Annotated in this window: 11 protein-coding genes; 5 read left to right on the forward strand and 6 right to left on the reverse strand. The window is 66.8% G+C overall.

Going from position 1 to position 14,971, the window contains the following annotated elements; translation table 11 throughout:
• Positions 1-87: 87 nt before the first annotated feature.
• The 3 genes from AB0H61_RS13200 to AB0H61_RS13210 all read left to right on the forward strand — a co-directional run bounded on the left by AB0H61_RS13200 (position 88) and on the right by AB0H61_RS13210 (position 3,632).
• Positions 88-1,245, forward strand: a complete 1,158-nt coding sequence (locus AB0H61_RS13200; RefSeq protein WP_357302974.1) for a glycoside hydrolase family 3 N-terminal domain-containing protein — start codon at positions 88-90, stop codon at positions 1,243-1,245.
• A 257-nt stretch (positions 1,246-1,502) separates the two neighbouring features.
• Positions 1,503-2,102 (forward strand): TetR/AcrR family transcriptional regulator, encoded by a 600-nt coding sequence (locus AB0H61_RS13205; RefSeq protein ID WP_357302977.1) that lies wholly within the window; start codon positions 1,503-1,505, stop codon positions 2,100-2,102.
• Between the two features lie 324 nt (positions 2,103-2,426).
• The gene (locus AB0H61_RS13210) at positions 2,427-3,632 is read left to right on the forward strand and encodes a DUF5685 family protein (RefSeq protein ID WP_357302980.1); all 1,206 of its coding nucleotides are present in this window, start codon (positions 2,427-2,429) and stop codon (positions 3,630-3,632) included.
• Positions 3,633-3,744: 112 nt separating this feature from the next.
• Here AB0H61_RS13210 and AB0H61_RS13215 read toward each other — a convergent pair whose 3' ends face one another.
• On the reverse strand, positions 3,745-4,614 hold the full coding sequence (locus AB0H61_RS13215) for a MaoC/PaaZ C-terminal domain-containing protein (RefSeq protein WP_357302983.1): 870 nt from the start codon (positions 4,612-4,614) through the stop codon (positions 3,745-3,747).
• Positions 4,611-6,011 (reverse strand): 3-oxoacyl-ACP reductase, encoded by a 1,401-nt coding sequence (locus AB0H61_RS13220; RefSeq protein WP_357302986.1) that lies wholly within the window; start codon positions 6,009-6,011, stop codon positions 4,611-4,613. Before AB0H61_RS13220 ends, AB0H61_RS13215 begins: the two co-directional genes overlap by 4 nt.
• Positions 6,012-6,237: 226 nt before the next feature.
• Between AB0H61_RS13220 and AB0H61_RS13225 the strand changes: the two genes are divergently transcribed.
• Positions 6,238-7,560 (forward strand): acetyl-CoA C-acetyltransferase, encoded by a 1,323-nt coding sequence (locus AB0H61_RS13225; protein WP_357302988.1) that lies wholly within the window; start codon positions 6,238-6,240, stop codon positions 7,558-7,560.
• Between the two features lie 71 nt (positions 7,561-7,631).
• Here the strand turns inward: AB0H61_RS13225 and AB0H61_RS13230 are convergent, their stop codons facing one another.
• The 4 genes from AB0H61_RS13230 to gnd form a co-directional block, all read right to left on the reverse strand.
• Positions 7,632-8,789: a HipA domain-containing protein gene (locus AB0H61_RS13230; RefSeq protein ID WP_357303213.1), complete on the reverse strand. Its 1,158-nt coding sequence runs from the start codon at positions 8,787-8,789 to the stop codon at positions 7,632-7,634.
• Between the two features lie 38 nt (positions 8,790-8,827).
• The gene (locus tag AB0H61_RS13235; protein WP_357302991.1) at positions 8,828-9,028 is read right to left on the reverse strand and encodes a helix-turn-helix domain-containing protein; all 201 of its coding nucleotides are present in this window, start codon (positions 9,026-9,028) and stop codon (positions 8,828-8,830) included.
• 354 nt (positions 9,029-9,382) lie between these two features.
• Positions 9,383-11,137 (reverse strand): SDR family oxidoreductase, encoded by a 1,755-nt coding sequence (locus AB0H61_RS13240; protein WP_357302994.1) that lies wholly within the window; start codon positions 11,135-11,137, stop codon positions 9,383-9,385.
• A 500-nt stretch (positions 11,138-11,637) separates the two neighbouring features.
• Positions 11,638-12,666: a phosphogluconate dehydrogenase (NAD(+)-dependent, decarboxylating) gene (gene gnd / locus AB0H61_RS13245; protein WP_357302997.1), complete on the reverse strand. Its 1,029-nt coding sequence runs from the start codon at positions 12,664-12,666 to the stop codon at positions 11,638-11,640.
• 309 nt (positions 12,667-12,975) lie between these two features.
• Here gnd and AB0H61_RS13250 point away from each other — a divergent pair, with 309 nt between their 5' ends.
• Positions 12,976-14,913, forward strand: coding sequence for a VanW family protein (locus AB0H61_RS13250; RefSeq protein ID WP_357303000.1), 1,938 nt, complete (start codon positions 12,976-12,978; stop codon positions 14,911-14,913).
• Positions 14,914-14,971 lie beyond the last annotated feature (58 nt).

Below are 14,971 nucleotides of genomic sequence, written 5' to 3' on the forward strand. Positions count from 1 at the left end.
ATCGCGTGCGCCGGTATCGCGATCGATGCATTGCCGTGACCGACCCGCGGGCAATCGGATCGGCCGCGCGCACTACCGTGGGTGACCATGAGGAAGACGCCTCTCGTCCTGCTCGCGATTTGCGCCGCTGTGGCGACCGCCTGCGCCGGCGGTGGCTCCGATACCGCCGCGCCGACGACGGCGGAAACGCCCGATTCGACCACGACCTCGATGCCGGCGGTCACCCCGGCGCAGCGGGACTGCGGAGCCGCTTACCTCGCGCGGTTCACCCCGCGTCAGAAGCTGGCACAGCTGCTGACGGTCGGGGTCACCGGAACCGCCGATGCGCTGGGCACCGTGCAATCCGAGCAGGTCGGTGGCATTTTCATCGGCGGCTGGACCGATAAATCGCTCCTTTCCGCCGGACAGCTCGATCAGGTCAAGGCGGCGGCCATCGTGCCGCTGATGGTGACCATCGACGAGGAGGGCGGCCGCGTCTCGCGGGTCAAGGATCTGATCGGTCCCGTGCCCTCGGCCCGGGACACCGCGCAGACCATGACCACCGAACAGTTCTACGAGGCCACGCTGACCCGCGGTCGTGCGCTGAAGGATCTGGGCGTGACGGTGAACTTCGCGCCGGATGTCGACGTCAGCAGCCAGCCCGCCGATTCGGTCATCGGGGACCGCTCCTTCTCCGACGATCCGGAGGTGGTCACCCGCTACGCGGACGCGTACATCCGCGCCATGAACGAGGTCGGCGTCGGCGCGGTGATGAAGCACTTCCCGGGGCACGGCTCCGGCTCGGGTGATTCGCATACCGGCGCGGTCCGCACCCCGCCGTTCGAGCAGTTGCAGACCGTCGATCTGGTCCCGTTCCGGGAACTCATCGATTCCGGCGCGGCGGTCATGGTCGGCCATCTCGACGTCCCCGGCCTGACCGCCCCCGATATCCCGGCCAGCATCAGTCCCGCGGTCATGTCGCTGCTGCGCAATGGCACCGGTTACGGTGCGGAGCCATTCGAGGGCCCGATCTTCACCGACGACCTGAGCGGTATGGCCGCCATCACCAGCAGGATGGGGATCGAGGCCGCGGTGGAGGCTTCGCTCGTCGCCGGTGCCGACAATGCCCTGTGGATCAGCACCGATGCCGTGCCCAGCGTGCTGGATCGGCTGGAGGACGCGGTGACGAGCGGTCGGCTACCCACCGCGCAGGTCGACGCCTCGGTACTGCGCAACGGCAAGTACAAGGGCGCCGTGCGCTGCTGACGTACGGGCCGCTGACCTGCGGCTCGTCGAGCAGGCTATCCGCTGAGCGGGAGGTTTTACCCCGTCATGCCGGTTATCGCCGGGTCTGGCCGTAACGTAGGCGAGCCCGATCCACTACCGGATAACACCCGGAGTCGGACCGAAGTCCGATAGGTGTGACCGTGCACAGTCCGGGATTACGGCGACTAGTGAGCAAATCCAACCCGCCGAACTTACCTTGGAGTAATATAAAGGTTTCACATGCGGTAGGAGAGTGGATGGCGGGCGGAACGAAGCGACTTCCTCGGGCGGTTCGTGAGCAGCAGATGCTCGACGCGGCGGTCGAGGTCTTCTCGCGTAAGGGGTTCCACGACACGTCGATGGACGCCATTGCCGCCGAGGCGAAGATCTCCAAGCCGATGCTGTATCTCTACTACGGCTCCAAGGATGAATTGTTCCGCGCCTGCATTCAACGCGAGGGGCTGCGGTTCATCGAGTCGGTGGCGCCCGCGGGCAACCCGCTGCTCTCCCCGCACGAGCAGGTCCGCACCGCGCTGGAGGGGTTCCTCGGCTTCGTCGATCGGAATCGGCGCTCCTGGCAGGTGCTCTACCGGCAGGCGATCGGTCAGCAAGCCTTCGCCTCGGAGATCGAGAATGCCCGCGAGCGGGTCATCGAACTCACCGCGAAACTGCTGGAGTCCAGCGCTAAGCACCCCGAACCCGGTACCAACTTCGATGTTGTCGCGGTGGCTGTTATCGGTGCGGGTGAGGCTATCGCCGACCGCCTCGCCAGCGGCCGCATCGAGGTCGCCGAAGCCGTGGATCTGCTCGACGACCTGGCCTGGCGCGGTCTGGCCGGGCGGAAGAAGGCCGAGTAAGTACTCGGCCAATACCTCACGGGCCACGCCTGCATCGCCGACCACACTCGCCCGTGCAGCGGCCGCCGGAAGAGGGCCTGGCGCAAGCGCATGGATTGCTGCGACTGCGCGGATTGCTGCTGTGACTGCTGATATCCGGCCCGTCGTGGTCGATCGAATTGGCCTCGCATGCACTTCCGGCCCGATCCGGTCGGCCTGTGGCGGAACACGGGTAAGGGGAACACCCGGGTCGCGCACAGGTTGACGGCCTGTCAGTATTCGGGAGATCAAAAGTAGGACCGGCCACGATCACGGCCGGAGAAAACGGGGCGGAAAGTGTTCGGGATGCTCAGGCCGTGTGCGCACGGCGCCGAGAAGTATGGGATCGATGCGGCCGAGTGGCGGGCGCATATGTGCGGCCTCTGTCTCGGCCTGCGCGACGGCCACGGCCAAATGGCCCGCACCGCAACCAATACCGATGCGATCGTCCTGAGCGTGCTGACCGAGGCCCAGTCCTCGGGCGCGATGCGGCGCACCACCGCGGGTCGCTGTGCCCTGCGCGGCATGCAACGCGCCGAGGTGGCCGCCGCGAACTCGCCGGGTGTGCTGCTGGCGTCCACCGCCTCACTCCTGCTCGGCTCGGCCAAGATTCGCGACCACGTCGACGATGGTGACGGTTCCGTGCTCACCCGCCGCCCGATGACGAAGGTCTCGAACCGCTGGGCCGAACGCGCCCGCACCCAGGCCGACCTCATCGGACTGGATATCGCCCCACTGGTGGCCGCGATCGGTGCGCAGGCGGATCTGGAGCACCGCGCGATCGCCAGCCACCCGGGCGCCGGACAGCATTCGCATACCGCCGGTGTCGCGGTCCCGATGCGCGCGCTCGACGAACTGACCGGACCCACCCAGCTCTGCGCGGGGGAATTCTTCGCGCACACCGCTTTTCTGGCCGACCGCCCGGAGAATATCGCCCCGTTGCGCGAGGCGGGAAGGTATTTCGGCCGTATCGCCCATCTCGCCGACGCCGTCGAGGATTTCGACGCCGATCGCACCCGCGGCCGCTTCAACCCCCTCGCCGCCACCGGCACCACCATGCCCGAGGCGTACGAGCTACTCCGCGAATCGGATTCGGCGCTCCGCGAGGCCATCGCCGAGGCGCACATGGCCGACCTGCCCGCGGTGCGCTGGATCCTGCTCGACCCGCTGACCGCATTGCTGCGGCGGCTGCGTCGCGGCATCGGTCTGCCGATCGCCCACGCCTGCGCCACCACTCACGAACACTCCACCCCGCATGCCCACCTGCCCGGCGCTGACCGCCGTCCGCCGACCCGTCGCCCCGATCTCGGTACGGCCCTTGCCCTCGGCCTCGGCGTCTACTGCACCGGTTACGCCTGCTGTGCCGACCACACCAGCCCCTGCACGGGCGAGCGCAAGGATGCCTGGTGGAAGAGCTGTGACTGCGGCTCCTGCTGCGATTGCGGTGAGTGCTGCGGCAACTGCGGCAGCTGCTGCGACTGCGATGGTTGCGGCTGCTGCTGCGATTGCTGATCCCGACCCTCGAGGGAACTCGACCCGCGATCCCCATGCGCGGCAGGCGAATACGACGGAAATGCGGACGGCCCCCGGATCACATCGATTCGGGGGCCGGTCCGGTGCCGGATCAGCGCAGGGTCGCCGTCAGGTGCGGGTAGCCCTTCTTCGGATGCAGCAGCGAGAGTTCCCAACCGCCGTCGACCTGATCCGCGTACACGTTCACGGTGGACGGCAAGAGGATCGGCTTGCCGAATTTCACCGCGTAGGTGGCCTTTTCGGGGATGCGGCCCTCGATATTGCCGAGGATGTTGGCCGCCGACCACATGCCGTGCGCGATCGGCTTCGCGAAGCCGAATGCCTTGGCGCCCAATGTCGAGGTGTGGATCGGGTTGTGATCACCGGAGGCAGAGGCGTACCGGTTGATCATCTTCTGATCCACCCGCAGCGCACGCATCGGCGGCGGGGGCACTTCCTCGGGCTTGGGCTCCGGCTTGGGTCCGCCCGACAACGAGGTCCACTGCTGGTGCAGGAAGGTGGTCACCTGCCGCCACACCAGTTCACGTCCGACGCTCACCTCGGTGACGGCGTCGACCAGCAGTCCCTTCGGATGCTCGCGCAGATTCTCGATGTGGGTCTCGAAATCCAGCGGCTCGGATACCGAGATCTCACGGCTGCGCTCGATCCGGTTCTCCGCGTGCACCGCGCCCACCGCGACGAACGGGAAGTCACGGGCGACGACCAACCGCATGGCCAGCGGGAAGCTGAGCACGAACGGGTAGGTTAGCGGCAGCGAGTCACCGAAGCGCAGCCCGGTGGCCCGGCAGTAGGCGGCCAGATGATCCGGGTCGACCCGGTAGCCGTCGAGCCGGACGACCCGATCCGGCAGCGACGACTTGCGCTGCGACAGCAGCGGAACGGGCACCGCGCCGAGCGCGGCCTTGACGAACAGGCTGCTGTTCTTCGGCGGTTCGGTGAGCATGATCATCTGCGTCATCATGCTCCGATCAGGCTCTGCCCGCAGACCCGAACGATGTTGCCGCTCACCGCGTTCGAGGCCGGGCTGGCGAAGTAGGCGATGGTCTCCGCGACATCGACGGTCTGGCCGCCCTGCAGCAGCGAGCTCATCAGGCGACCGGCCTCGCGGGTGCCGAGCGGGATGGCGGCGGTCATCGCGGTCTCGATGAAGCCCGGCGCCACCGCGTTGATGGTGATGCCCTTCTCGGCCAGCTTCGGCGCTTCGGCGTTGACCATGCCGATGACGCCGGCCTTGGAGGCGCCGTAGTTGGTCTGGCCGCGGTTACCGGCGATGCCCGCGATCGAGGACACATCGATCACCCGGCCGCCCTCCTTCAGCGCACCGCGGGCCACCAGGCCCTCGGTGATCCGGTGCGGTGCCGCGAGGTTCACGTTGATGACGGAGCTCCAGCGGCCCTCGTCCATATTGGCGAGCAGCTTGTCGCGGGTAATGCCCGCGTTGTGCACGATGATGTCGATGCCGCCGAAGCGGGCGGTGGCGAACTCGGCCAGTTTCTCGGCGGCGTCCGGGGCGGTGACGTCCAGGGCGAGGGCGGTGCCGCCGACCTTGTTGGCGGTCTCCGACAGCGCCTCACCGGCGGCCGGGATATCGGCCACGATCACGGTGGCGCCGTCGCGGGCGAAGACCTCGGCGATGGTCGCGCCGATGCCGCGGGCCGCACCGGTCACCACGGCGATCTTGCCGTCCAGCGGCTTGTCCCAGTTGGCCGGTGCGACGGACTCGGCCGAGCCGACCCGGATCACCTGGCCGTCGACGAACGCCGACTTGGCCGAAAGTAGGAAGCGCAGTGTGGATTCCAGACCGGTCGCGGCCGGCGCGGCGGCCGGGGACAGGTACACCAGCTGGGCCGTGGAGCCGCGCAGCAGTTCCTTGGCGACCGAGCGGGTGAAACCCTCCAGCGCGCGCTGGGCGATCTGCTCGTCGACGCTCGCGGTCAGCTCGGGGGTGGTGCCGATGACCACGATGCGGCCGGAGGCGGTCAGGCTGCGCATGGCCGGCTGGAAGAACTCGAACAGCTGCGACAGATCTTCGATGGAGCCGATGCCGGTCGCGTCGAAGACGAGCGCGCCGTACTTGGTCCCCTGGCTGGGCCCACCCACCCCGTCGGCTCCGCCGACTGCCGTCCCCGTAGGCGAGTCCGCAAAGGTGTAGTCGGTCAGTAGCGCGCGCACCGGTTCGGCCACGCGACCCTTGCCGCCGACGAGCACCGGGCCGACCAGCGGCGACTCGCCCTTGGCGTAGCGACGCAGATTCTCCGGCTGCGGAAGACCCAGCTTGCTCGCCAGGAACTGGCCGGGGGCGGAGTGTACGAACGATCCGTAGAGGTTGGGAGCACCCTTGCTCTTGCTGGCTGCCACGGTTCCTACCTTTTCTGAGTGTCGTGGTGGTTTCGTTCACTGCATGCCCCGAAGCGGAATTGCGCACACGTGCGGGGTACGGTGTCGACAATGAACTTACTCCAGAGTAAGTTTAAAGTAAACCGATACACACGGGGCGCCGATCTGCGCGGAGTGTTCCGCCGCGACACCGGAGCGCCGACGGTTGTGTCAGCAAGATGCCCACCCACGAGACCTGGAGACTCGAGTGACAAGCAAAGCCCGTTCGGCGAAGACCCCGGCCAAGACAACGCGGCAGCCGCGCCCGATCGCGATCGTGGGTGGCAACCGGATCCCGTTCGCCCGCTCCGACAAGGCCTACGCGCACGCCTCCAACCAGGACATGTTCACCGCCGCGCTGGACGGTCTGGTCAGCCGGTTCAATCTGCAGGGTGAGCGTCTCGGCATGGTCGCCGGCGGCGCCGTCCTCAAGCGCGTCGGCGAGCACGGCATGATCCGCGAGAGCGTGCTCGGTTCCAAGCTGAGCCCCTACACCCCGGCCCACGACCTGCAGCTCGCCTGCGGCACCGGCCTGCAGGCCATCGTCACCGTCGGCGACGCGATCGCCGCGGGCCGTATCGACGCTGGTATCGGCGGCGGCACCGACACCACCTCCGACGCGCCGATCGGCGTGAGCGAGGGCATGCGTGAGTGGATGCTCGACGCCAACCGCGCCAAGACCAATAAGGACCGCCTCAAGCTGGTCGGCCAGCTGCGTCCGGGCATGCTCGGCATCGAGATCCCGCGCAATGCCGAGCCGCGCACCGGCCTGTCCATGGGTGAGCACGCCGCCATCACCGCCAAGGAATTCGGCATCGCGCGCGAGGCCCAGGACGAACTCGCCTACCTGTCGCACAAGAATATGGCGGCCGCCTACGACCGCGGCTTCTTCGACGACCTGATCACCCCGTTCCTCGGGCTGACCCGCGACGACAACCTGCGACCGGGTTCGACCATCGAGAAGCTGTCCACCCTGAAGCCGGTCTTCGGCGTCAAGGCGGGCGAGGCCACCATGACCGCGGGCAACTCCACCCCGTTGACCGACGGCGCCTCCGCGGTGCTGCTGTCCACCGACGAGTGGGCCGCCGAGCGCAACCTGCCGACCTTGGCCTACCTGGTCGACTCCGAGGTCGCCGCGGTCGATTACATCCACGGCCCGGACGGCCTGCTGATGGCCCCGACCTACGCGGTGCCGCGCATGCTGGCCCGTAACGGCCTGACCCTGCAGGATTTCGACTACTACGAGATCCACGAGGCCTTCGCCTCCGTGGTGCTGGCCACCCTCCAGGCATGGGAGTCCGACCAGTACTGCAAGGAGCGTCTGGGACTGGACGGCGCGCTCGGCTCGATCGACCGCAGCAAGCTCAATGTCAACGGCTCCTCGCTGGCCGCGGGCCACCCGTTCGCCGCAACCGGCGGCCGCATCGTCGCCTCCACCGCGAAGATGCTGGCGGAGAAGGGATCCGGGCGCGCCCTGATCTCCATCTGCGCCGCGGGCGGCCAGGGCGTCGTCGCCATCCTGGAGCGCTGATACAGGTGTAACCAAGGCGGGTATCCGGTCTATCCGCGACCGGGTGTCCGCCTTACGTCTGCGGTTGGTTGCTATACGGCAGAGCCTTCAAGCGCCGCGCGGCGCAAGCGCAGTTCTTTTTCGGTGCGGTGCAACGGTGATCCGATGAACGGAAGCCCCCGAAAATCGACCGACGCGGCAGCTCTCAACGCCATTTCGCGTGCCGAGGCCGCGGCGCGGTCGGGTAGCCCTATCTCGGCGGCGAACCCGACCCAGTCGTGCGCCCGCAGGCGTCGCGTGCGTCCCGCGATCGGCAGTGCCATCGAATCGTCCCCATAGATCAAAGTGCATGGGATGTCGTAGATCGGAGCGATGCTCCATTTCCCGCCGTGATCCCACAGCACACCGACGTTCTTGGCGTGCAGATCTCCGTTGCCGGTCAGCCAGGCGAAGAGGAATTGCAGGTAGAGATTTCGGATCGCCACCAGCGGCGCATCGGTGATCCCGGCGAGAGCGGCAACGACCGTCGCCGCATCCGTTTGATACTTCGCCGCGGGTGGAAGCCCGAGCACTTGGGTCGCATCCTCGAATGCAAGACGGATCCATGCGTCGCCGTCCACGACGCGATCGAAACGCTGCACCAGAAGCCCGTATTCGCCGGTCCGATCGGTAACGAGCTGTGATCGCGTGACCGCGAGCTTCAGCATATGTGCGGCCCGCAGGTGCGCGGCCTCGTTCTCGACGAGATGTGGAAAGTCGGGCTGCGACAGTTTGAGAATGAAGCGGCCGTAGCGAGCCGAAAGCGGCACGCTGATCATTGATGCGCTCGCTTTGCGCTGCACCCCGGGAATCGCATGGGGATCGACATCGTCGACAAAGCTGGCGAAATCGAGTTCCGACGGCGAATCTCCCTCGACGAGTGCCGCGGTGTCGGCAGGCGGTTCGCCCGCGGGAACGATCTGAACGTCCCCCGGAGCGTCCGAACCGACCGCCAGGAGCAGGCTCAATTCGTCGTCGGTGCTTGTCTTGACCGCCCGTCGCAGCACGGTCAAGCGATGCCCTTCGGGGAGCAATCCTTCGAAGAATGCGGGCACCGATCCAGCGGGGCTGTGCACCGGCGCTGGATCCAGCGGCAATGTGGTTGCGATTTGCTCGCCATCGCCTGCGAGATATGCATCGAGGTATCGGAATTCGGTGCCGCCATCCGCTGTGCGGGTGAGTGTCGCCGCACACATGCCCGCTTTGTACACATCTGCCCCACGGATGTGCCGAAGTTCCTCGAGGCGGGTCAACCGACGACTCCCAGGGTCAGCCCGACCGCGTCGGCCGCGGCGGCAACGGTGGCAATACTGGTCGATCCGCTGCCGTGTTCGATCTCGCGGATCGTTCGTGTCGAAGTGCCTGCGAGCTCGGCCAGCTGCTCCTGGGTCAGCCGGTGTCGCTGTCTCGCGGCACGGATCGCCTGTCCGATGCTGGTAATCGCAGACATATCGCCTTCCTATAGCGGCAATATCTCGCCGATTGAGCGGAATGCTGCCGATCATACCGGGAGATCCGGACCTTTTCGGCAGAATGCTGCCGATCAAGATCTATCCGTCCCTGATTCGGGGGTGCTGACAGTCGAATCGGCGTAATTCTGCCGATTGCGGTCGTGGCTCGGTGTCGTGAACTCTGGCGGAGAAGGGATCCGGGCGCGCCCTGATCTCCATCTGCGCCGCGGGCGGCCAGGGCGTCGTCGCCATCCTGGAGCGCTGAGCGGGATCTGGAGCGCTTAGCCGGATAGTGAACCGAAAGGTGGCATCCGATCCTTCCCCGGGACCGGATGCCACCTTTTGGGGTCGGTTTACCGCACCAGACTGCCTCGGGCGGCGCCGAACCGGACCAGCCCGGGGGCCAGCCGCTGAAAAACGTACTGCAGTCGGGCTTCCGGGGTGACCGGAACGACCTGTTTGTTCTTCTGGACCGCGCGGACGATCTGTTCGGCGACCTTGTCCGGGCCGTAGCCGCGCAGCCGGTACAGGCGGTCGTAGATCTGCTGCCTGCGGGCTTCCGCATCGGCCGAAACCCCTGACATGCGGGTGGTACGCACGATATTCGTATGCACGATGCCGGGGCAGACGGTGCTGACGCCGATGCCGCGGCCCGCCAATTCCGCGCGCAGGCAGTCGGAGAACATGAAGACCGCCGCCTTGCTGGTGGAGTACGCGCTGAAACCCTGCTGCGGTGGGTAGGCGGCCGTGCTCGACAGGTTGACGATATGTCCGCCGAGCCCGCGATCGGCCATCGGACCGGCAAAGGCGCGGCAGCCGTTGACGACTCCGCGCAGATTCACATCCGGTACCCGCTGGAAGTCGTCGGACGAGGTGTCCAGGAAGCGTCCCGCCTGCCCGATGCCCGCATTATTGATCAGCACGTCGGGCACTCCGTGCTCGGACAGTACATCGTCGGCGTGTTCGCGCACCGCGTCCTCGTCGGAGACATCCAGTTCGTAGGCGTGGCCGAGACCGCCCGCCTGCGCGATCAGCGCCACTGTCGCCTCGGCGGCGATGCCGTCGATATCGGAGACCACGATCTCCGCCCCCTCCCGCGCGAAGGCCAGCGCGGTCTGCCGGCCGATTCCGCTACCGCCGCCGGTGATCACGACCAGTTGGTCCTCGAACGGCGCGCGCCGCACACCCATTCGGGCGCGCCGCAGGCTGCGCGCGGGTGGTGCGCCCGCCGTCGCATCGATCAGTTCCACGGTGGCGGCGGCCAGTAGGGCCGGATGCGAGAACGGCAGCCAGTGCCCGCCTTCGACGACCCGCGGCCAGACCGCGTCGGCCCAGCGATCCTCATCGGTGTAGCTGGACCGGCGCACCGCGGGATCGCGGGTGCCGATAATGATCTGCACCGGCACCTCGGTGCGCGCCTCGCGGGCCCGCGGCGGATTCGAGGCCCAGGTCGAGCGGTAGATGCGCAGCCCGTTCGCCATATCCTGTTCGAAGGTCGGCGCGAGATGGATATTCTCCGCCGTCGCCCCCTCGGTCGCGGAAAGCATAGTGCGCCAGAGCCGTTCGCTCGTGCCGAACTCGAGCGCGGTATTCGGTAGCACCGGCAGCGCGAGGACCGTCGAATAGGCGAACGAACCGAGCTGTGCCAGCGGCAATGCGATATTGCGCGGTGTCGGCCGGGTGAGCCGGCTGCGGGCCCAGGCCGCGGTGTGCGCGAGGCTCGGTCCGCAGACCGAGGTGAACGAGGCGACCAACCGCGCGGCGTCCGGCCGGCACACCACCTCCCACATCGCCACGCTGCCCCAATCGTGTGCCAGCACGTGCACGGATTCGTCGGGACACAGCTGCTCGATCACCGCGACGTAGTCCTCGGCCAGCGCCTCGATCGAAATGGCCAGGCTGCCTTCGGGGTTGGTGGATTCGCCGTGACCGGGATTGTCCACGCTCAGCACGCGAAATCGATCGATGAACTCCGGAACGACGTTGTCCCACAGATGATGACTGTCCGGCCAGCCGTGCAACAGCAGGATGACCGGGCCGTCCGGGTTGCCCTGCTCGTAGACGGCGATATCGACCTCGCCGTTGCGCACCATGTGCTTCACGACCATGGAGTCACCCCACTATCCGGACCGCATGCCGCCGTCCGTGGACCTCATTGTCTCGACCATTCTGTCTCAGACGGTACGATTCGGGGAGTTCCACGGAGGTCGCGACGCGCCGTTGCTCGATGATGCGCAATAGGTCGACCTTTCTCATCAATTTCACCCGGGACATTGCTCGCAATTCGGCAGCCGCGTCGAAAGTGATAATCGGCTATTGTCGGGAAAATTCAGCGCATACACGGCGCGCGGCCTCGTGTGGCGCGCCAGTCGAAGGGTATGTACCGCTTACACCTGTATGTTTATCTGCAACTTACCTGGTGAAACATTGAGAGCAAGGCTTCGCAACCGCTTGTTCTGAAAATTCTCGTTCGATTCATGGCAATCGATGGGGAAATCGACTTCGGTGGCGACCTGGTCGGATTTCGATCCGATGCGCGCACTCGAGCTCGGCGCGAAAGGGGACCGTGCTCCGAAAGGAGCGCGGTACCTGTCGGTTTCGGCCGAATCTACTTCTGCGGCAGCTCGTGGTGTCCGCCGAAGGCCTGACGCATGGCCGAGAGCATCTTGTCCGCGTACAGCGATTCACCCCGTGAGGAGAACCGCTGGAAGAGCGCGGCCGACAGCACCGGCGCGGGCACGCCGGTATCGATCGCGGCGTCGATCGTCCACCGGCCCTCGCCGGAATCCGAGACCCGGCCGCCGAAGGAATCGAGGTTCGGGTCCGCGTACAGTGCGCTCGCGGTGAGATCCAGCAACCAGGAGGCGACCACCGAACCGCGTCGCCACACCTCGGTGACTTCGGGCACATCGATGTCGTACCGGTAGTACTCCGGATGTTCCAACGGCGTCTCCTCGGCGGAGAACTCCGCGTCGTGGCTCGCCCCGATATTGGCTTTGTGCAGGATGTTCAGGCCCTCGGCGTAGGCGGCCATGGCGCCGTACTCGATGCCGTTGTGCACCATCTTCACGAAATGCCCGGCGCCCGCGGGCCCGCAGTGCAGGTAGCCCTGCTCGGAGGTGGAGGGTGCACCGGTGCGTCCCGGGGTCCGCTCGGCGGCCTCGATGCCCGGTGCGATGGATTTGAGCAGCGGATCGAGGTACTCGACCTGCTCGGCTTCGCCGCCGATCATCAGGCAGTAGCCGCGGGTGAGGCCGAAAACGCCGCCCGAGGTGCCGATGTCCAGGTAGTGAATGCCCTTGGGCGATAGCTCCGCGGCTCGCTTTATGTCCTCGTGGTAGCGGCTGTTGCCGCCGTCGATGATGATGTCGCCCGGCTCGAGCAGCTCGGCCACCTGGTCGATCACCGCACCGGTGGCGCCCGCGGGGATCATCACCCACACCACGCGGGGGGTCTCCAGCGCGGCGACGAACTCCTTCAGGTCGGTGGTGCCATCGAAGCTGTCGCCCAGTTCGGCCTTCAGTTCGTCGATGTGGTGGGGTTTGCGTTCGAAGCCGACGGAGGTGTGCCCGTCCTCGACGATGCGTCGCACGATGTTGGCGCCCATTCGACCGAGGCCGATCATTCCCAGCTGCATTCCAACCATCTCCCTCGTATGTGGCGAGCCTGTGTCGAGAGTCGTGGTCGATTGTCTCGCGCTGGACCGACCTGTGCTGCTCGACGTGTGTAACGCGCGGTGCGCTGCGCCGATAAACAGATCGGCTCCGCGCAGTTGCCAGACCCCCGACCCGGCAACTGCGCGGGGCTCTTCCATGTGTCAGGTGGTTCTTTGCGTGAGGTTTGCTGTACCTCCGGACTGTGCGGAGGCCCGCGATAGGGGCCACTATCGTGGGTAAGGACTCGCACCGTGCGAGTTCCTTTTCACCTTCAGCGGGGAGGACGATTCGTGACGAGCGAGTCGAGCACCGGACGCCAGGACCGCAGCCGACAGCAAGGCGGCGAGGTCGGGCTACAGCAGCTCCTCGAGTCGAAGCGGAACGCGGGCGCGTATCCGGCGCCCGAATGGGGTTCGGACTCGGCTCCGACGCAGCCGCTGCCCACCCAGCAGCCCCGTGCCCCGCGCGCCGTCCGGCCGTCGAAGCCGAATCCGCCGCGGCCACCGGTCCAGCCGCCGAACAACCGTTCGAGATCGGGCGAACAACCGGCCCCGTGGTGGAGATCACCCGTGGCCAAACGCGTCGGCATCGCGGTCGGCGCGGTATTCGTGCTGGCGGGAATCGGCTACGCCACGGACTGGCTGCGCACCTCGGGTGAGGTGCCGCGCGGCGTGGTGGTGGCCGGTGTCGACATCGGTGGCCTCGATCACTCCGCCGCCGATACCAAACTCCGTGCGGCCCTGGGCGATCGGTCGAGTGAGGAACTGCCGTTGCGGATCGGTGACGTGCAGACCAGGCTGGTCCCGGCCACCGCGGGGCTCGAGGTGGACTGGGATACCACCTGGGACCGCATCGGCGATCAGCCGCTCAATCCCTACACTCGATTCATGTCGTTGTTCACCATGCGGCATGTGCCGGTGGCGAGCCGGATCGACGAGGCCGCACTGAATCAGCAGCTGACGGCGCTGCGTGTGCACGATCGCGCGACGGTCGAGGGCACCATCGCCTTCGATAAGGCCCGGCCCGTCGCGGTGCCCCCGGTACCGGGCAGGCAGTTGGATGTGGCCGCCGCCCGCACACTGTTGATCGACAGCTGGGTCCTCGGCGCGGCGGTGGACTTGCCGGTGGTGCCCGCGCCGCTCACGGTGCGCCCTGAGGCCGTCGAGAAGGCGATGCGCGAGATCGCGCAGCCCGCGGTGCGGGCCGACGTGGTTTTCGCTGGTAAGGGCGGCAGCGCCAAGCTGGATCCGGCCCAGATCGCGACCGTGCTCACCTTCGCGCCGGACGGGCAGGGTGGGCTCGCCGCCGCCTACGATCAAAACATCGCGGTCGGTTTGCTGGCGCCACAGTTGGCGTCCTCCGAGGTCGAGCCGAAGGATGCGACCTTCGCGCTGTCCGGCGGTACGGCCAATGTGGTGCCCGCGATCATCGGCGACAAGATCAATTGGCCGAAGACGCTGGAACAACTGCCCGCCCTGCTGACCGCCCCGCAGGAGCGCACCGGACAGACGGTCTACGAGCAGGTGGAGCCCAAGCTCACCACCGAGGCCGCCCAGGCCCTCCGCATCGTCGAACCCATGGGGGTTTTCACCACCAGTGGCTTCAGCGGTCCCTCCGGGGTCAATATCCGCACCGTCGCCGGCAAGGTGAACGGCGCCGTGGTGCGACCCGGAGAAACATTCTCGCTCAATGACTTCACCGGCCCGCGCGGCGTGGCCGAGGGCTACGTCGAGTCCGGCATCATCGATCACGGACGCCCCAGCACCGCCGTCGGCGGCGGCATCAGCCAGTTCGCCACCACCCTCTACAACGCCGCCTACTTCGCGGGCCTGGAGGATGCGGGCCACACCGAGCACAGCTACTACATCTCCCGCTACCCGGCCGCTCGCGAGGCCACCGTTTTCGATGGCGCCATCGACCTGAAATTCCGCAACAACACCGAGAACGGTGTCTACATCGAGACTTCGGCGACCGGCTCGGACATTACAGTCCGGCTCTGGGGCACCAAGACGGTCGAGGTCGAATCCATTACCGGCGAGAAGAGCAAGCCCACCGAGCCCACTACGGTCACCCTGCCGAAGGGTAAGGAATGCATCGCCTCCGAAGGCGCCCCCGGCTTCACCATCTCCGACACCCGCGTGATCAAGGATCGCAAGACCGGCCGCGAGGTCTCGCGGACCACCCGTACGGTGAAGTACGACCCGATCCCGATCGTGAAGTGCGAGTAGGGATTACCGCGCTGCACCGCGAGTAACCCGTGCGCCATAGCGAACAATCGGCAATTTT

Source organism: Nocardia sp. NPDC050710, assembly GCF_040654375.1.
In the GTDB taxonomy this organism is placed as follows: domain Bacteria; phylum Actinomycetota; class Actinomycetes; order Mycobacteriales; family Mycobacteriaceae; genus Nocardia.